This window comes from Pseudochelatococcus lubricantis (assembly GCF_011762225.1).
Taxonomy (GTDB): Bacteria; Pseudomonadota; Alphaproteobacteria; order Rhizobiales; family Beijerinckiaceae; genus Pseudochelatococcus; species Pseudochelatococcus lubricantis.
Map to the genome: position 1 here is coordinate 389,502 of NZ_JAASQI010000002.1, position 16,235 is coordinate 405,736.

Sequence of the window (16,235 nt, forward strand, 5' to 3'; positions counted from 1 at the left end):
GGCACTCTCCTACTGTTTGATATGCTATGCGAGAAATGGCACCAAGGGAATCCGTTTTTTCCGCCGGTCCTGCCTGCGGAAGGCGGCTTTCCCTCACTCGCACAGCCATGTGGTTTATTGATGGAAGGACCATGATAGCCCTGCTCATGACCGCTTTGCCCTATGCCCGCCGCCGGATCCGCCCCGGTCGCGCTGCCTTGCTCGCGGCGCTGGTCTGCTGCCTCGCCGGAACCGGAAATGCGCATGCCGCGCCGTCCGCGAAACCATTTTCACCTTCGGGAAAGGAGCCGCCCGCGCACGCGCGGCTGCTCGACGCCGGGCGCGACGAGGCGACCGGCCAGTACCGCGCAGTCGTGGAGATCGTCCTCGCGCCGGGCTACAAGACCTACTGGCGGGAGCCGGGGGACTCCGGCGTGCCGACCACCTTCGACTGGGAAGGCTCGCGGAACGTCGCGGCTGCGCAGGCGTTTTTCCCGGCGCCAACACGCTTTTTCGACGGCATCGGCTACGCTGTCGGCTACCTCGAAACCGTGCGCTTCCCGGTGCTGGTCGATCCGGCGGCGACAGGCCCGGCGGCGTTGCAACTCGAACTGTCGTTCGGCGTGTGCCGCGAGATATGCATTCCGGAACAGGCTTCGCTGCGGCTGGACCTCAGCGGGGTTCCCGCTGTCGCGGGCCTGTGGGAAGAGGCGCACGCGCGCGTTCCGGTTAGCACGCCCGCCGGGCAGACGGCGGCTGACCTCGTCGTGCGCGGGGTGAGGCTCGATGCCTCGTCGCTCACCGTCGAGGTGGCGGGCGCGGTCACCGATGTGTTCGCGGAGGCCCCTGCGCCGTGGCGCTTCGGCCAGCCGGCCCGGAAGGAGGGCGCGGACGGCGCCGTGTTCGTTCTCCCGGTCGAGAAAGCGGACGGCAGCGCGGTCACGGTCCCGCTGACGTTGACGGTGACGGGAGAGAGGGCGGCGATCGAGGTGCCCGTGGCGGCAGGCGTCGCGGGGCGCTGATGTTCGTGTTGACCGGGTGCGAGACGTTCTCGCAGGAGATCAAGCGCAGCCGTTTTCACGCTGTCGCCGGCCCGGTGGTGGATGAGGCGGCGGCGAAGGAGTTCATCGCCGCCCATGGCGAGGCAGCTGCGAACCATAACTGTTGGGCCTGGCGGATCGGCGCCGCATACCGCTTCGGTGACGACGGCGAGCCGGCGGGAACGGCGGGCAAGCCCATTCTGCAGGCCATCGACGGGCAGAAGCTCGACAACGCTGTCGTTGTCGTCACGCGCTGGTTCGGCGGCATATTGCTCGGCAGCGGCGGCCTGATCCGTGCGTATGGCGGCACGGCGGCGGCATGTCTGAGGGCGGCGGAGAAGCGCGCGGTCGTCGCCACGCTGACGGCGCGCATCGATTGCCCGTTCGCGGATCACGCCCGCGTGCGGGCGCGGCTCGCCGCCATGCCGGATGCGGAGGTAACGGCGGAAACTTTCCATGCGACGGGGGCGGAGATGGCCGTGCGCGTGCCCGAGGCGCGCGCGGCCGAGGTGGCGCGACTGGTGACGGACATCACCAGCGGAAGGGCGCGGGTGGACGTCATCTGAGGGCTGCGTGCCGGGCCGGCATCGCGGCTCCTTCCGTCGGCGCCCGGTTACCGGGGCCGCACCTGATGCAGCATGAAGAAGACGCTCAACACGGTGAAAATGCCAACAGCAGTGACCACGGTCTGCATGATAGGAACCCGTTTCGCATTCAGGGAAGATTTGGCGCCCCGAATATCTCCGGCGCGTCGAAAATGCCTGTCGCGCCGAAGTTCATCGGCGTGCACGGGTTCCATTCTGCCGCCGATTGTGGAGAAAATCGGCGGCGAATGCGGCAGCAATCCTGTCTTTTTGCGGATGGTAAATCAACGGTTGCTGCAATGCAGCACGAACGGCGTACGGAGCGGAACGAAACGGAATACAGCCGTTAAGCATCCTTTCCGCGCGGCTGCAGCGGCACCACGTTATCCCCTTCCGTACCCGGCAGCGAGAACAGGCGCGTGTGCCGCAGGGAGGGAATCTGGCTGCGTGCCTGCGTGACGAGCGCGGGGTCGATGGTGGCGAGGATGACGCCCGGCTCCGCATCCGCTTCCGCCAGCACGCGCCCCCAGGGGTCGACGATGATGGAATGCCCCCACGTCTGGCGGCCATCCTCGTGCAGCCCGCCCTGGGCCGCCGAGATGACGAAACTGCCGTTCTCGATCGCGCGGGCGCGCTGCAGCACCTGCCAATGGGCCTCGCCGGTTTGGCGGGTGAAGCAGGCGGGGACGGTGAGGATTTCCGCGCCAACTTCCGCCAGCGCACGGTAGAGATAGGGAAAACGCAGGTCGTAGCAGATCGACAATCCCAGCGTGTAGGTGACGTCGCCGACAACGAGCGGCACCGTCACCGCCTGATGGCCGCCGGTGTAGGTGGCGGACTCCCGCCAGCTCTCGCCGCTGGGCAGGTCGACATCGAAGAGGTGGATCTTGTCGTAGGTCGCGGCGATCTCCCCCTGTGCATCGATGACGATGGCGCGGTTGGCGATACGGTCGTTCTCCTGAAGCGGCAGCGAACCCAGATGGATCGTGATCCGCTTCTCGCGCGCCAGCTCGCGGGCGGCGGCGATCAGCGGATCATGAACCTGGTCGGAGACCTTCGCGAACAGTTCCTTGCGGTCGCGCACCACAAGCGAGGTCATCTCCGGGGTCTGGATATAGACGGCGCCCGCCGCGGCGGCCTGACGAATCCCGGCGAGCGCGGCCTCGCGGTTGACAGCCGGATCCGTTGTCGAGCGCATCTGGACGCAGGCGGCGACGAAGGAAGGGCGGGGAGAGGAGGCGGGCATCGGGATACTCCTTCAGAACCTGTTGCGACGCAGCCGCGTCACGGCAGGGGTGTCACGGCCTGTGGGTCGCTCAGCAGCTTGTCGAGGGTGCCTTCGGCATCGAGGGCGTGGAGATCGTCACTGCCGCCGATGTGGCGGTCGTCGATGAAGATCTGCGGCACCGTGGTGCGCCCGTGCGCGCGCCCGATCATGACCGCCCGCTCGGCTGGCTCCTTCTCGATATCGATCTCGTGAAACGGCACGCCCTTTTTCTTCAGCAGCGCCTTCGCCCGCTGGCAGTAGGGGCACCACGATTTCGTGTAGATCGTTACGTCCGGCATGTTCCGTACCATTATTGAACTGATTGCTGTCCACGCATTTTGAACATGTCCTGTCAAAAAGCGCAAATGCCTTCCGATGCAGGCCGATAGCTCATTACATCGTTTCATAGAGGCGATGTATTGAGCTAACCCTTTGATATTGAGTGAATTCTCATCGTCCAAATGAGTCCATATGATCGCAACGCGCTCCAGCAGGCATGCGACGAGGGCGGGCACGGGTCATCCCGCCGCGACCACCCGCGCGAAGACGAGGACATCGACGTCACGCGCGCCGGCGCGCAGCAGCGCGCGGGCACAGGCGTTGGCCGTTGCGCCCGTGGTGAGCACGTCGTCGACGAGCAGGATACGGCGCCCCTCGACCGTGGAGCGCCGCTGCGCCGCGACGTGGAAAGCGCCTTGCAGGTTGGCGGCGCGCTGCGCGCGCGACAGGCCGACCTGCGTGTGCGTGGCCTTGCGCCGCTCCAGCACGGAGAGCGCGCACGGCAGGCCGATGAGAGCCGAAAGGCGCGTGCCGAGCAGCGCTGCCTGGTTGAAGCGGCGCGACAGCAGGCGCCGGGCGTGCAGCGGCACCGGCACGACCAGATCGGCGTCGGGGAAGAGATCGCGCCCGGCGCGGACCATCATGCGGGCCATCAGCCGTGCGAGTTCCATGCGGTCGCCGTACTTGAGGCGGTGGACGAGCCGCCGCGCCGCCGCTTCATACCGCACGGCCGCCCGCGCCCGCTGGAACACCGGCGGATCGGCCAGGGCCGCAGCGGACAGTATCGGCGCGCCGAGATCGACCTCGAAAGGCAAGCCGAGCCGCTCGCAGAAGGGCCTGTCGATCAGGGCGAGGCCGCTCCAGCACTGCGCGCAAAGGGCATCGTGCTGCGCGGTCGCCCTCATGCATGCGGGGCAGGAGGGCGGATAGAGAAAGTCGAGCAGCAGGCGCCAACCATCGGCCGTGCAGCGCCGCACGCGGCCGGGAACGAAGAGGCCGCGCGCGGCAGCCGGATCTGCATCCGGCGCCGAAGGCGGCAATGGCGAAAGCGAAGCCAGGGACGCGGCCTCCATTACAAGCCCGGCACAAACACCGACAGACCGGAGCGGCGGACATTGAAATCCGATCGCGCTACTGCTCGGTAGTCTCCGGTCATCACATCAGGTTTATCCCGAAAGAGCATGCACATTCCAGGTTGAAGCTATATGCGGCGAGGCTTGTGCGAGGCTGTGCAGCGGGCAGCCGGCGCGCGCGAAAACGCGCTTCCCTTTTCGGGCCGATGCGGTAAAAACCGCTGCATGAGCCATGCACCCCGGATATTCGATCGCGCCTTGCAGCGCCGCCGCCTGACGCGCGCGCTGGAGGGTGGCTTCGGGGATTTCCTGCTTTCCCGTGTCGTCGACGACCTCATGGACAGGCTGTCGACCGTCAGCCGCCGCTTCGAACGCGCGCTCGATCTCGGTACGCCGATCGACGCGGCGGCGGTTGCGCTGACGCGGTCCGGCGCGGTCGGGCAGGTCGTGCGCGTGGCGACCGTGGCCGGCGCTGCCCGGCCCGGCGATATCGTTGCGGATGAGGAGGCGCTGCCTCTGGCGCCGGAGCGGTTCGATCTCGCCATTTCGGCGCTGTCGCTGCATCACGTCAACGATCTGCCGGGCGCGCTGGTGCAGGTTCGCCGCGCCCTGCGGCCGGACGGTCTGTTCCTGGCGGCGTTTCTGGGCGGCGAGACGCTGACGGAACTGCGCCAGTCGTTAACGCTCGCGGAAGCGGAGCTGGAAGGCGGTGCAAGCCCGCGCGTCGCGCCCTTCGCCGATCTGCGTGACCTCGGCGGCCTGCTGCAGCGGGCGGGGTTCGCCTTGCCCGTGGCCGATGTCGACCGGGTGACGGTGCGCTACCGCGACCCGGTCGCGCTGATGCGCGACCTGCGCGGCATGGGCCTGACCAACACGCTCGCCGAGCGCAGTCGCAAGCCGCTGCGCCGAGCGACGCTGGTGCGGGCGTGCGAGATGTATATGGAGCGTTTCGCCGCGGCCGACGGCCGGTTGCCGGCGACTTTCGACATCCTGTGGCTGTCGGGCTGGGCGCCTGACGAAAGCCAGCAAAAACCGCTGCGCCCAGGCACCGCCCGCGTCAGTCTCGCGGATGTCCTGCCGGACAGGTCACGGCGCTCCACATAAGGAAGCGCAGACCGGGAACCGAACTGAGCGGATCAATTCCCGATCTGGAGCAAAATGCATTCAAGCTGAAGCGGAATTTTGCCTTATCTGCTTCGTCAGTCACCAGAATTCTCCAGGAAACGGTGCCCGTTTCCTGGTTTGGTGACCTGACGCGACCGGTGTCCGCAGTCACAGATAGCCGAAGATCAACAGCAGAAGGATGATCGGGATTGGAATACCGATGATCCATAACAGCGCGCCTCGAAGCATCTTGCCCTCCTGTCCTGTCGTTGCTTGTCTATGCAATGGCAACGCCGCGATGTCAGGAAGGTTCCGTGCGTAATTCCTGCGGCGCTTTCGCGTCGCGGGCTGAGATGGTGGCCGCTGCGGGACTCGAACCCGCACGGGCGAAGCCCGAGGCATTTTAAGTGCCTTCCGTCTACCAGTTTCGGCAAGCGGCCACTTGAACCGGCATCTCGTCCGTTTCGTCACTCCCGCCGGCTTTTGCCGCATCGTGGCGAATCTGGCGATGCCTGTTCGTCATGTTGGCGGAAGATAGCGTGCGGGAGGCCGGACGTCCAAACTCCTTGTGGACAGGACGCCGGCGGCTCGCCGCGGTTCAGGCGGAGGACGCCTCGTCGGCGGCCGGCTTCGGGCCCAGGCGCTTGTCGAGATAGCCTTCGACGGTGGCGATCAGCGGGTCGATCTGGCCCTCGAAGAAGTGGTTGGCGCCCGGGATGATGGCGTGCTCGATGACGATGCCCTTCTGCGTCTTCACCTTCTCGATGACGCCGATGACCTCGCGCAGCGGCGCAACCCTGTCCTGCTCGCCGTGCACGAAGAGACCGGACGACGGGCAGGGCGCCAGGAACGAGAAATCGTAGCGGTTCGCCATTGCCGCGATCGACAGGAAGCCCTCGATTTCCGGGCGGCGCATCAACAACTGCATGCCGATCCATGCGCCGAACGACACGCCCGCGATCCAGCAGTTGCGCGCTTCGGGGTTGACGGATTGCACCCAGTCGAGCGCCGCCGCCGCGTCCGACAGTTCCCCGGCGCCATGGTCGAACGCGCCCTGGCTGCGCCCCACGCCGCGAAAATTGAACCGGAGCGCCGAGAAACCACGATTCACGAACGTGTAGTACAGGTTGTACACGATCTGGTTGTTCATGGTGCCGCCGAACTGCGGATGCGGGTGCAGGATGAGCGCGATCGGCGCGCCCTTTTCCCTGGCGGGGTGATAACGTCCTTCTATGCGGCCGGCGGGGCCGGAAAAGATAATCTCAGGCATTGAGCACCATGTACGATGTCGCGACAGTACGCGCGACAGGAAAAGCAGCCAGGCGAACCGTAACCGCTCTGGCCATGATGACGCATATATAGTTATATGCAATCATGGCATGAAGACCGGCCCGGCTCCAACTTCACGGGTCTTGTCTATTTGAGACGTTTTGTCATATGGTCCAGGACCATTCCATCATTCGCTCCGATACCAGAGAGGGCAACCCGCCGCGTTGCGGAAGCGTCCATGATCACAACGGCCTCCGGCATCAGGACAGGATGTCCTGATCATGGTGCCTCTCTATCACGGCACGGGGGGGTAAAAGCAAGCTTCTTGCGCTATATCGACGGCGGAGCGGCGCTGCCCGCGGCGGATGGGGGGAAATCGTGCGGGTATCGACGGAAACAGGTGAGCAGGCATGACGCGCGAGCGGGTCTATCTGGATTTCAACGCCACGGCGCCGGTGCGTCCCGAGGTGCTGGAAGCCGTGGTGCGCGCGCTCGGTGCCGCCGGCAATGCATCGTCCGTGCATGCCGAGGGACGGGCGGCTCACAAGCGGATCGAGGATGCGCGCGCGGCGGTCGCGGCGCTTGCCGGCGCGCGCGCCGAGGATGTCATCTTCACCGGCTGCGGGTCCGAGGCCAACACGATGGCGCTGACGCCCCAGCTGCGCGTCTCGGGAAGCTGCGCAGCGGGCGCCTGCGCGGTCGGCGTGGCCCGCCCGGTGACGCGGCTCTTCGTCGGCGCGACCGAGCATCCGAGCGTGCTTTCCGGCGGGCGGTTCGCGCCGGAGGACGTCGAGGCCATCCCCGCCGACAGCAACGGCCTGCTGCGGCAGGACTGGCTTGCCGAGCGGCTGTCGCGTTTCTCCGTCGAGGAGCCCGGAGCGGCGTTCCTCGTCAGCGTGCAGGCGGCCAACAGCGAAACCGGCGTTCTGCAGCCGCTCCCGGAGATCGCCGCGCTCGTTCACGGCGCGGGCGGCATCTTTCATACGGATGCGGTGCAGGCGGCGGGCAGGATGGCGCTCGACATCGGAGCGCTCGGCGTCGACATGCTGACGCTTTCCGCGCACAAGCTCGGCGGGCCGCAGGGCGTGGGGGCGCTGGTGCTCGCGCCCGGCGCCATCGAACTCGGCACGCCGCTGGTGCGCGGTGGCGGGCAGGAGAGGGGGCGGCGCGCGGGCACGGAGAACGCCGCCGGCATTGCGGGCTTCGGCGTCGCCGCGGAACTTGCATTGCGCGAGATCAGCGCGTATCCAGCGCGCTTGAAAATACTGCGCGACGGATTCGAGCTGCGCCTCGGGGAAGTGCTTCCACAGGCGGTGATATTCGGGCGGGAGGCGGCGCGCATCGCCAACACGAGCGCTTTCGCCGTCCCGGGCCTCCGGGCGGAGACGCTGTTGATGGCGCTCGATCTCGCCGGCATGGCGGTATCGAGCGGCTCGGCTTGCTCATCCGGCAAGGTGCGCCGCTCCCACGTGCTGGCGGAAATGGGCGTCGCGCCCGAACTGGCGGAAGGCGCGCTCAGGGTCAGCTTCGGCTGGGCATCCCGCGCTGAAGACGTGGATTCGTTCGTTGCGGCTTTGGAAAAAGTCGTCGGTATGCTTATATCCCGTCAGAGAGGCCGTCACGCGGCCTGAGTGACGGGCGACATACCAGGCAGTCCTTGCCAACCCGCGGCCCTTGAACCCGCGACAGGAGGTTATGCCATGCCTGCAGTGCAGGAAACCGTCGAGCGTGTCCGTACGCTCGACGTGGATCAGTACAAGTACGGGTTCGAGACGGATCTCGAAGTCGACAAGGCACCCAGGGGGCTGAACGAGGATATCGTCCGCCTCATCTCGGCCAAGAAGGGCGAGCCCGAATGGATGACGCAATGGCGCCTTGAGGCCTTCCGGCGTTGGCAGACCATGCGCGAGCCCGGGTGGGCGCGGGTGAACTACCCGCCGATCGATTATCAGGACCTCTATTACTACGCCGCTCCGAAAATGAACCCGGCGCCGAAGTCGCTGGACGAGGTCGATCCCGAGATCCTCAAGACCTATGAGAAGCTCGGCATCCCGCTGCGTGAGCAGGAGATTCTCGCCGGCGTCGAGCCCGCGCGCCGTGTGGCGGTCGACGCGGTATTCGACTCCGTGTCGGTGGTTACCACCTTCAAGGAGGAACTGCGCAAGGCTGGCGTCATCTTCTGCTCGATTTCGGAGGCTATCCGCGAGCATCCGGAACTCGTGCGGAAGTACCTCGGTTCCGTGGTGCCGGTGTCGGACAACTTCTTCGCCACGCTGAACTCGGCGGTGTTCACCGACGGCTCGTTCGTCTACGTGCCGGAAGGCGTGCGCTGCCCGATGGAGCTTTCCACCTATTTCCGCATCAACGAGCGCAACACCGGCCAGTTCGAGCGCACGTTGATCATCGCCGACAAGGGCGCTTACGTCAGCTATCTCGAAGGTTGCACCGCGCCCGCGCGCGACGAGAACCAGCTCCATGCGGCAGTCGTGGAGCTTGTCGCGCTCGATGACGCCGAGATCAAGTATTCCACCGTGCAGAACTGGTATCCGGGTGATGCCGAGGGCAAGGGCGGCGTCTACAACTTCGTCACCAAGCGCGGTGACTGCCGTGGCCGGGATTCCCGCATTTCGTGGACGCAGGTCGAGACCGGATCGGCGATCACGTGGAAATATCCGTCCTGTATCCTGCGCGGCGACAATTCGCGCGGCGAGTTCTATTCGATCGCTATCTCGAACGGCTTCCAGCAGGTCGACTCCGGCACCAAGATGATCCATCTCGGGCGCAACACGACGAGCCGCATCATCTCGAAGGGGATCGCGGCGGGGCGGTCGGAGAACACCTATCGCGGCCTCGTGTCCGCGCATCGCAAGGCATCGGGCGCGCGCAACTTCACCAACTGCGATTCGCTGCTGATCGGCGACAGGTGCGGCGCGCATACAGTGCCCTACATCGAATCGAAGAACGCCAGCGCCATCTTCGAGCACGAGGCGACGACGTCGAAAATCTCCGACGACCAGATGTTCTACTGCCTGCAGCGGGGTCTCGACGCGGAGGAGGCGATTGCGCTCATCGTCAACGGCTTCGTCAAGGACGTGTTGCAGCAGCTGCCGATGGAGTTCGCCGTCGAGGCGCAGAAACTGATCTCGATCAGCCTCGAAGGCTCGGTTGGATAAGCGGAAGGGAGATGCCGTCGCCGGTGTGGCCGGTCGCTGCCAGGGCAATCCTGGGCACCCAGCTCCGCAGGCGTCAGCATGAGAGAGTTTCAAGGGAACGAAAATGATCGAAATCAAGAATCTCGTGGTTGAAATCGAGGGCAACCGCATCCTCAATGGCCTTGACCTGACGGTGAGGGACGGCGAGGTTGCCGCGATCATGGGGCCGAACGGGTCGGGCAAGTCGACACTGAGCTATGTCATCGCCGGCAAGGAGGAGTACGAGGTCCTTGAGGGCGAGATCCTGCTCGACGGCGAGAACATCCTCGAACTCGAACCTTACGAGCGCGCGGCGAGGGGCGTGTTCCTCGCCTTCCAGTATCCGCTGGAAATTCCCGGCGTCGCGACCATGTCGTTCCTGAAGGCGATCCTGAATGCGCAGCTCAAGGCACGCGGCGAGGCGGAACTCACCACGCCGGATTTCATGCGCCGGGTGAAGGCGGCGGCGGAACGCCTCCAGATCAACCAGGACATGCTGAAGCGCGCGCTGAATGTCGGCTTTTCCGGCGGCGAGAAGAAGCGCATGGAGATCCTGCAGATGGCTCTGCTCCAGCCTTCCTTCTGCATTCTCGACGAGACGGACTCCGGTCTCGACATCGACGCGCTGCGCATTGTCGCCGAGGGCGTCAACGCACTGCGCGACGGCAAGCGATCGTTCCTCGTCATCACCCATTACCAGCGCCTGCTGAACCACATCGTGCCCGATACCGTGCATGTGATGTCGAAGGGGCGCATCGTGCGCACGGGTGACCGGGAACTGGCGCTGGAGCTTGAGGCCAGCGGCTACGCCGACTACGTGACCGAGGCCGCGTGAGACAGCCATGACTGACATCACGCCCATCCGCACGCAGGCCGAGACCCAGCTTCTGGACTATCTGCGGCACCCGCGCTCCTCTCTTCCGGTCGGTGACGGGAGCGTCATCCGCCGTGCCGACGCGATCGCGCGTCTTGAGCGCGAGGGCCTGCCCAACCGCCGCGTGGAGGAGTGGAAGTACACCGACCTGCGCGCCCTGCTGCGCGAAGCCGCGCCGCCGGCCGAACGCCCTTCCGCCGCGGATATCGCCGAGGCGCGGGCGCAAGCGCGTGTGTTCGCCGATGTCGCGGCCGTGCGTCTCGATTTCGTGAACGGCCATCTCGCAGCGCAGGACGCGCCGCCCGCGGGCGTGACGGTGATCGGGCTCGCGCAGGCGCTGGCGGAGGAACATCCGGTGCTGTCGAACCTCAACCGCGTCGACGTGGCGGGGGGGAACGCATCCTACGAACTCAACCGGGCTTTCCTGTCCGACGGCGTCGTCGTGCATGTCGCGGCCGAGCAGGCGGTGGCGCAGCCCCTGCATCTGCGCTTCGTCAACCGCGGCGGCGCGCCGTTCTCGACCGCGCCGCGCGTTCTCGTGGTGCTGGACAAGCGGGCCTCGCTGACCGTGCTGGAATCGCATGAGGGCGACGTCGCGGCCCAGCCCAACAGCGTGGTCGAGTTCGTGCTCGCCGATGACGCGCAGCTCGAACATGCCCGCGTCAACACCGAGGCAGCGGGGACCATCGCTCTTTCCACTATCACGGCGGTGGTCGGCACGCGCGCGGCGTTCCGCTCGGTCAATCTGCATGCCGGCACCTCGGTGTCGCGCCACCAGCTCTTCGTTGCCTACGAGGGCGAGGATGCCAGGGTGACGCTGGGCGGCGTGACCGTCCTGTCGGGCACCCAGCATGCCGATACGACGCTCGTCGTCGACCATGCCGTGCCGGGCGGCGAGAGCCGGGAGCTGTTCAAGACCGTCATCGACGGCGAGGCGAAGGGCGTGTTTCAGGGCAAGATCGTCGTGCGGCCGGACGCGCAGAAGACTGACGGGCGGATGATGTCGGCGGCGCTGCTGCTCTCGCCCGACGCGACGATGAACAACAAGCCGGAACTCGAAATCTGGGCCGACGACGTGCAATGCGCGCATGGCGCGACCTGCGGCGAACTCGATGACGAACTGCTGTTCTACCTGACGGCGCGCGGCTTGCCGCGCGAGGAAGCGGAAGCCCTGCTGCTGCAGGCCTTCATCGGTGAGGCTCTCGAACTCGTGACCGACGAGGCCATACGCGAAGCGATGACCGGTCTTGCGATAGACAGGCTTGCCAAGCTTGCATAAATGTACGTCCATAAGCGGAGTGTGCGCCGCACCATCGGACAGCGGCGCGGAACGAGGGACAGATGACCAGCGCGGTGACGAGCGGCAGTTATGATGTGGAGGCGGTGCGCCGGGACTTTCCGATTCTCGCGCGGGAGGTCTATGGCAAGCCGCTCGTCTATCTGGACAGCGCCGCATCCGCGCAGAAACCGCGCGCCGTCATCGATGCCATGAGCCGCGTCTACGAGCATGAATACGCCAACGTGCACCGGGGGCTGCACTTCCTCGCCAACGCGGCGACCGAGGCGTTCGAGGCCGCGCGCGAGACCGTGCGCGGCTTCCTCAACGCGGGCAGCACGGACGAGATCGTGTTCACCCGCTCCGCGACGGAGGCGATCAATCTCGTCGCCGACACGTTCGGGCGCGCGCATGTCGGCGAGGGCGACGAGATCGTCGTTTCCATCCTGGAGCACCATTCCAACATCGTGCCGTGGCATTTCCTGCGCGAGCGCAAGGGCGCCGTGCTGAAATGGGCGCCGGTGGACGACGACGGCAATTTCCTGCTCGATGAGTTCGAGGCGCTGCTGACGCCGCGTACGAAGATCGTGGCCGTGTCGCACATGTCGAACGTGCTCGGCACCATCCTGCCGATCCGGGACATCGTGAGCATCGCCCATTCCCGCGGCATCCCGGTGCTGGTCGACGGCAGCCAGGGCGCGGTGCACCTGCCGGTCGATGTGCGCGAACTCGATGCCGATTTTTATGTCTTCACCGGCCACAAGGTCTACGGCCCCACGGGCATCGGCGTGCTCTACGGCAAGACGCAATGGCTGGAGAGCCTGCCGCCGTTCAACGGCGGCGGCGAGATGATCGAGAGCGTTACGCTCGATACCGTTACCTACAACACGCCGCCGCATCGTTTCGAGGCCGGCACACCGCCCATCGTGGAAGCGGTCGGGCTTGCGGAGGCGATCCACTATATCGATCGCCTCGGCCGCAACACCATTCTCAACCATGAGGAGCAGTTGCGCGACTACGCGATGCAGCAGGTGGGCGGGATCAATTCCATCCGCATCATCGGGCGGGCGCGTGACAAGGGCGCGATCCTGTCCTTCGAGATGCGGGGCGCGCATCCGCACGATGTCGCGACCGTTATCGACCGCGCGGGCGTGGCCGTGCGCGCCGGCACCCACTGCGCCCAGCCGCTGCTGGCCCGCTTCGGCACGACGGCAACATGCCGCGCCTCCTTCGCCCTGTACAACACGCGCGAAGAGGTGGACATTCTGGTCGAGGCGCTGAAAAAGGCGGAACAGCTTTTCGCCTGACCATTCGGGAGAGTTTCGTGAGCGACAAGGACAACAGCACCGCCCCCGGCACGCCCGCACCCCCGGCCCTGCCTGAAGGCGAGATCGAGCGGCTGACCGAGGATATCATCGCGGCGCTGAAAACGGTTTTCGACCCCGAGATTCCGGTCGACATTTATGAACTCGGCCTGATCTACAGGGTCGATATCAGCGACGACCGTCATATCGAGATCGACATGACGCTCACCGCCCCCGGTTGCCCGGTTGCCGGCGATATGCCGGGCTGGGTCGAGAACGCCGTCGGCTCCATCCACGGCGTGCAGGGCGTAACCGTCAACATGGTGTTCGATCCGCCGTGGGATCAGAGCCGCATGTCCGACGAGGCCCGCGTCGCGCTCGACATGTGGTGACGCTCTCGACGGCGCGGACAATCGATCCTATTTATGAAGATGAAGCGTCTTTATGCAGGGCCTTGAACCCTGAACGAAGGATCATGGCAATGATATCGTCCACCGGCCCCGCGTCGGCTCCCCTCAGGAAGCGCCCCCGATTTCAGGTGCTCACGCTCACTGAAGCGGCTGCGGAGCGGCTGCGGGAAATCATCGACAATGCGGACAGGCCCATCGCCGCTGTGCGCCTCGGCGTGAAGAAGGGCGGCTGCGCGGGCATGGAATACACCATGGAATACGCCGAGGGCATCGCGCCCGGCGAGGACGTGGTGGAGGACAAGGGCGTGAAGCTCGTCGTCGACCCGAGGGCGGTGCTGTTCCTGCTCGGGACGGAAATGGACTTCAGGATCGATAAGCTGTCGTCCGGCTTCGTCTTCAACAACCCCAACCAGACGTCCGCCTGCGGCTGCGGGGAGTCGGTGGAGATCAAGCCCGCCTCTCCCGAGGCGCTGGCGCAGGCCGGGCTGGCGTGAACCGCGAGCCTCGCGGGGTCGGCTGGCCGGTGATTTTACCCCCTGCTGCGTTGCCGACCCTCGCCGATGCAACCAGCATCGACGGCGTTCGGCGTGTTGCAGGATGACCAAAATCCCTCGGCCATCCTCAACGCGGAGGTTTTGTGAGGGGTTCTTATTGCGGCATGAGGAAAGTGGCCGCGCCGAGCATCCGCCCGGGGGCGGAGGGATCGCCGCTTTGCACGAGAATCGCGAAGCCGTCCGTCTTGTCGGGCAGCGCCTCGCCGTGCGTGAGGTCGAACGTCATCGGCGTTTCGGGCCGCGATTCGGCGGGCATGGCGCCCAGCGGAATGAGGTCGCGCGCCACGTTGATATATTCCAGCTTGCGGCCGGTGTTCTCGCCACCCTCGACGCTCACCGTCCGCTCCCGGTAGAATGGCGCGAGCACTACTGTGGCGCGCTCGCGCGGGGAATCCTCTCCGGGCAGGATGGTGATGTGGAAGCCGCGGTCATCCCGGACGATGGCGACCCCTACCGGCAACCGGCGCTGTGACTCCACCGCGAGCGTGGCAAGCGTCTTCTTCAGCGCCTTCTCATCGGAGCCGACCATATGCGCCACGCCGTTGACGACGGCCTGCGGCGTGTAGATCCCGCGCGCACCCCTCAGCTTGGCATAGATGCGCTGGCGCCAGGTGAACTTCTCGTTGGCGAGCGTGTCGCGCCAGCCCAGATAGTCCCAGCAGGTGACGGGGAGTGTGAGCACGACGATGCTGCTGTCGCGCGCGTAGTCGCACATCAGCCGGTCGGCGGGGGGGCACGAGGCGCAGCCTTGGCTTGTGAACAGCTCCACCACGGCGCGCGTGTGGCCGGGCGGTGCGGTTTGCTGGGCGGAGGCGGGATGCGGCAGAAGCAGCCCGACGCCCAGCAGGCCGCCGATAAGCATGCCGGCGGAGAACCGCAGAGGTTCTGAGAGGCGCGTGCGGCGGGAAAGCGGTGAGGCCATTTCTTTCCTGAGGCTTGCAGGGGGCTTGTTCTTGCAGGGGCTCTTCCCGACAGGGATTCGTTCCTGGCGGCCAGTGAACAGCAACACGACGCGGAAGGAAAGTAACGTTAGGGTGACGGCTGCGGCGCCGGTGCGGCGGCCACCGCCGCCGTGGCCGGCGTGCGCCAACGGCGATGCATCCACAGCCATTGTTCGGGACACTCGCGCACCCAGCCTTCCACCACCGCCGTCATCGCCGCCATGGCGCCGGCGGGGTCGACATGCCCCTCCGCATCGCGGGGCAGGTCGAGCGGCGGCGTCAGTTCGAGGCGGAAACGATGGCCGGGCAGGCGAATCACCCGCACGCCATGCACCGGACAGTCGAACCGGCGCGCGAATTTCCCCAGGATCGGATTGGTGAGGGCGGGGCGGCCGAAAAATGGCACCGCGATGCCGCGCGTGAAGTGCTGGTCGATCAGCATGCCGAGATGGCCGCCCTTCTCCAGCACGTTCGACATCACGAAGGCCGCCCCCTGCCGCGCGGCCTCCAGATTGCCCATGGTGCGGGAGCGCACCTCATGCACCGCCCGCGCCACGGCCGGATCGTTGGGGGCGCGGAAGATCGCGGTGGTGTCGAGGCCGTAGCGGCTGGCGCAGATCGCAGGCAGTTCCCAGTTGCCCAGATGCGCCGAGAAGACGATGCCCGGCTTGCCATCGTCGCGCAGCGCGATGAAATGCTCGATGCCGACGACTTCGGTGCGCGCATCCGGTTTGGGGGCGAAGTAGTCGTAGTCGAACAGCGTGTCGAGATGCGCGTATTCGGCGCCCGTGCGGCCCAGGTTTTCCCACGCGCCGAGCGCGATTTCCCGCACCCGCGCCTCATCCGCATCGGGAAAGGCGGCGCGGATGTTGGCGAGTGCAACCCTGTGCACCGACAGCAGCGGGCCGACCGCACGCGCCACCGTGCCGCCCAGGTCGCTGGCGCGGTCTGGCCCCAGCAGGCGCAGCAGGCCGAACACCCCCCGAACGGCCCCCACCATCGCGATTTCCGCGAGGGAGGAGCGCAGTTTCCTGACGGCCGCAGAGACCGTTTCCACCACACGCAACGCCAAAGCTTACACCACCTCCGG

General features: G+C 66.2%; 17 protein-coding genes and 1 tRNA gene. 11 read left to right on the plus strand and 7 right to left on the minus strand.

The window, feature by feature from the left end:
- Positions 1 to 131: 131 nt before the first annotated feature.
- The 3 genes from FHS82_RS05715 to FHS82_RS05725 all read left to right on the plus strand — a co-directional run bounded on the left by FHS82_RS05715 (position 132) and on the right by FHS82_RS05725 (position 1,953).
- Positions 132 to 1,001, plus strand: coding sequence for a protein-disulfide reductase DsbD domain-containing protein (locus tag FHS82_RS05715; RefSeq protein ID WP_166949733.1), 870 nt, complete (start codon positions 132 to 134; stop codon positions 999 to 1,001).
- Positions 1,001 to 1,585, plus strand: a complete 585-nt coding sequence (locus FHS82_RS05720) for an IMPACT family protein (protein ID WP_166949735.1) — start codon at positions 1,001 to 1,003, stop codon at positions 1,583 to 1,585. The genes FHS82_RS05715 and FHS82_RS05720 overlap by 1 nt, the downstream gene beginning before the upstream one ends.
- 65 nt (positions 1,586 to 1,650) lie before the next feature.
- Positions 1,651 to 1,953: a hypothetical protein gene (locus FHS82_RS05725; RefSeq protein ID WP_166949737.1), complete on the plus strand. Its 303-nt coding sequence runs from the start codon at positions 1,651 to 1,653 to the stop codon at positions 1,951 to 1,953.
- Here FHS82_RS05725 and FHS82_RS05730 read toward each other — a convergent pair.
- From FHS82_RS05730 to FHS82_RS05740, 3 genes are all read right to left on the minus strand, one after another.
- The gene (locus FHS82_RS05730) at positions 1,950 to 2,849 is read right to left on the minus strand and encodes a carbon-nitrogen hydrolase family protein (protein WP_246225100.1); all 900 of its coding nucleotides are present in this window, start codon (positions 2,847 to 2,849) and stop codon (positions 1,950 to 1,952) included. The genes FHS82_RS05725 and FHS82_RS05730 overlap by 4 nt on opposite strands.
- 38 nt (positions 2,850 to 2,887) lie before the next feature.
- Complete coding sequence (grxC, locus tag FHS82_RS05735; RefSeq protein WP_166949739.1) at positions 2,888 to 3,169, minus strand: glutaredoxin 3; 282 nt, start codon at positions 3,167 to 3,169, stop codon at positions 2,888 to 2,890.
- A gap of 219 nt (positions 3,170 to 3,388) precedes the next feature.
- Positions 3,389 to 4,222: a ComF family protein gene (locus tag FHS82_RS05740; RefSeq protein ID WP_166949741.1), complete on the minus strand. Its 834-nt coding sequence runs from the start codon at positions 4,220 to 4,222 to the stop codon at positions 3,389 to 3,391.
- A 225-nt stretch (positions 4,223 to 4,447) separates the two neighbouring features.
- Here FHS82_RS05740 and FHS82_RS05745 point away from each other — a divergent pair, with 225 nt between their 5' ends.
- Entirely contained in the window at positions 4,448 to 5,326 is an 879-nt protein-coding gene (locus FHS82_RS05745; RefSeq protein WP_166949743.1) for a methyltransferase domain-containing protein, read from the plus strand.
- A gap of 354 nt (positions 5,327 to 5,680) precedes the next feature.
- Here the strand turns inward: FHS82_RS05745 and FHS82_RS05750 are convergent.
- Positions 5,681 to 5,766: transfer RNA gene (locus FHS82_RS05750), tRNA-Leu, on the minus strand.
- Positions 5,767 to 5,924: 158 nt separating this feature from the next.
- Positions 5,925 to 6,596 (minus strand): alpha/beta hydrolase, encoded by a 672-nt coding sequence (locus FHS82_RS05755; protein ID WP_166949745.1) that lies wholly within the window; start codon positions 6,594 to 6,596, stop codon positions 5,925 to 5,927.
- A gap of 409 nt (positions 6,597 to 7,005) precedes the next feature.
- Here FHS82_RS05755 and FHS82_RS05760 point away from each other — a divergent pair, with 409 nt between their 5' ends.
- The 7 genes from FHS82_RS05760 to FHS82_RS05790 all read left to right on the plus strand — a co-directional run bounded on the left by FHS82_RS05760 (position 7,006) and on the right by FHS82_RS05790 (position 14,144).
- Positions 7,006 to 8,226, plus strand: coding sequence for a cysteine desulfurase family protein (locus tag FHS82_RS05760; protein WP_166949747.1), 1,221 nt, complete (start codon positions 7,006 to 7,008; stop codon positions 8,224 to 8,226).
- Positions 8,227 to 8,295: 69 nt separating this feature from the next.
- Positions 8,296 to 9,768, plus strand: coding sequence for a Fe-S cluster assembly protein SufB (gene sufB / locus FHS82_RS05765; RefSeq protein WP_166949749.1), 1,473 nt, complete (start codon positions 8,296 to 8,298; stop codon positions 9,766 to 9,768).
- A 103-nt stretch (positions 9,769 to 9,871) separates the two neighbouring features.
- The gene (gene sufC / locus FHS82_RS05770; protein WP_166949751.1) at positions 9,872 to 10,621 is read left to right on the plus strand and encodes a Fe-S cluster assembly ATPase SufC; all 750 of its coding nucleotides are present in this window, start codon (positions 9,872 to 9,874) and stop codon (positions 10,619 to 10,621) included.
- Between the two features lie 7 nt (positions 10,622 to 10,628).
- The gene (sufD, locus tag FHS82_RS05775) at positions 10,629 to 11,939 is read left to right on the plus strand and encodes a Fe-S cluster assembly protein SufD (RefSeq protein ID WP_166949753.1); all 1,311 of its coding nucleotides are present in this window, start codon (positions 10,629 to 10,631) and stop codon (positions 11,937 to 11,939) included.
- Positions 11,940 to 12,001: 62 nt separating this feature from the next.
- Entirely contained in the window at positions 12,002 to 13,243 is a 1,242-nt protein-coding gene (locus tag FHS82_RS05780; protein WP_166949755.1) for a cysteine desulfurase, read from the plus strand.
- A 68-nt stretch (positions 13,244 to 13,311) separates the two neighbouring features.
- Complete coding sequence (locus tag FHS82_RS05785) at positions 13,312 to 13,632, plus strand: SUF system Fe-S cluster assembly protein (protein ID WP_246225151.1); 321 nt, start codon at positions 13,312 to 13,314, stop codon at positions 13,630 to 13,632.
- 83 nt (positions 13,633 to 13,715) lie between these two features.
- Positions 13,716 to 14,144, plus strand: a complete 429-nt coding sequence (locus FHS82_RS05790) for a HesB/IscA family protein (RefSeq protein ID WP_166949759.1) — start codon at positions 13,716 to 13,718, stop codon at positions 14,142 to 14,144.
- 154 nt (positions 14,145 to 14,298) lie between these two features.
- Here FHS82_RS05790 and FHS82_RS05795 read toward each other — a convergent pair whose 3' ends face one another.
- Positions 14,299 to 15,126 carry a DUF1223 domain-containing protein gene (locus FHS82_RS05795; protein WP_166949761.1) on the minus strand — a complete coding sequence of 276 codons (828 nt, stop codon included), beginning with the start codon at positions 15,124 to 15,126 and terminating at the stop codon, positions 14,299 to 14,301.
- 107 nt (positions 15,127 to 15,233) lie between these two features.
- Positions 15,234 to 16,202 (minus strand): lipid A biosynthesis lauroyl acyltransferase, encoded by a 969-nt coding sequence (locus tag FHS82_RS05800; RefSeq protein ID WP_166950242.1) that lies wholly within the window; start codon positions 16,200 to 16,202, stop codon positions 15,234 to 15,236.
- Positions 16,203 to 16,235 lie beyond the last annotated feature (33 nt).

Bases quoted from the DNA above. Each gene is read 5' to 3' on its own strand.
- FHS82_RS05715 (WP_166949733.1), top strand. From the start codon at position 132: ATGATAGCCCTGCTCATGACCGCTTTGCCCTATGCCCGCCGCCGGATC.
- FHS82_RS05720 (WP_166949735.1), top strand. From the start codon at position 1,001: ATGTTCGTGTTGACCGGGTGCGAGACGTTCTCGCAGGAGATCAAGCGC.
- FHS82_RS05725 (WP_166949737.1), top strand. From the start codon at position 1,651: ATGCAGCATGAAGAAGACGCTCAACACGGTGAAAATGCCAACAGCAGT.
- FHS82_RS05730 (WP_246225100.1), bottom strand. From the start codon at position 2,849: ATGCCCGCCTCCTCTCCCCGCCCTTCCTTCGTCGCCGCCTGCGTCCAG.
- grxC (WP_166949739.1), bottom strand. From the start codon at position 3,169: ATGCCGGACGTAACGATCTACACGAAATCGTGGTGCCCCTACTGCCAG.
- FHS82_RS05740 (WP_166949741.1), bottom strand. From the start codon at position 4,222: ATGGAGGCCGCGTCCCTGGCTTCGCTTTCGCCATTGCCGCCTTCGGCG.
- FHS82_RS05745 (WP_166949743.1), top strand. From the start codon at position 4,448: ATGAGCCATGCACCCCGGATATTCGATCGCGCCTTGCAGCGCCGCCGC.
- FHS82_RS05755 (WP_166949745.1), bottom strand. From the start codon at position 6,596: ATGCCTGAGATTATCTTTTCCGGCCCCGCCGGCCGCATAGAAGGACGT.
- FHS82_RS05760 (WP_166949747.1), top strand. From the start codon at position 7,006: ATGACGCGCGAGCGGGTCTATCTGGATTTCAACGCCACGGCGCCGGTG.
- sufB (WP_166949749.1), top strand. From the start codon at position 8,296: ATGCCTGCAGTGCAGGAAACCGTCGAGCGTGTCCGTACGCTCGACGTG.
- sufC (WP_166949751.1), top strand. From the start codon at position 9,872: ATGATCGAAATCAAGAATCTCGTGGTTGAAATCGAGGGCAACCGCATC.
- sufD (WP_166949753.1), top strand. From the start codon at position 10,629: ATGACTGACATCACGCCCATCCGCACGCAGGCCGAGACCCAGCTTCTG.
- FHS82_RS05780 (WP_166949755.1), top strand. From the start codon at position 12,002: ATGACCAGCGCGGTGACGAGCGGCAGTTATGATGTGGAGGCGGTGCGC.
- FHS82_RS05790 (WP_166949759.1), top strand. From the start codon at position 13,716: ATGGCAATGATATCGTCCACCGGCCCCGCGTCGGCTCCCCTCAGGAAG.
- FHS82_RS05795 (WP_166949761.1), bottom strand. From the start codon at position 15,126: ATGGCCTCACCGCTTTCCCGCCGCACGCGCCTCTCAGAACCTCTGCGG.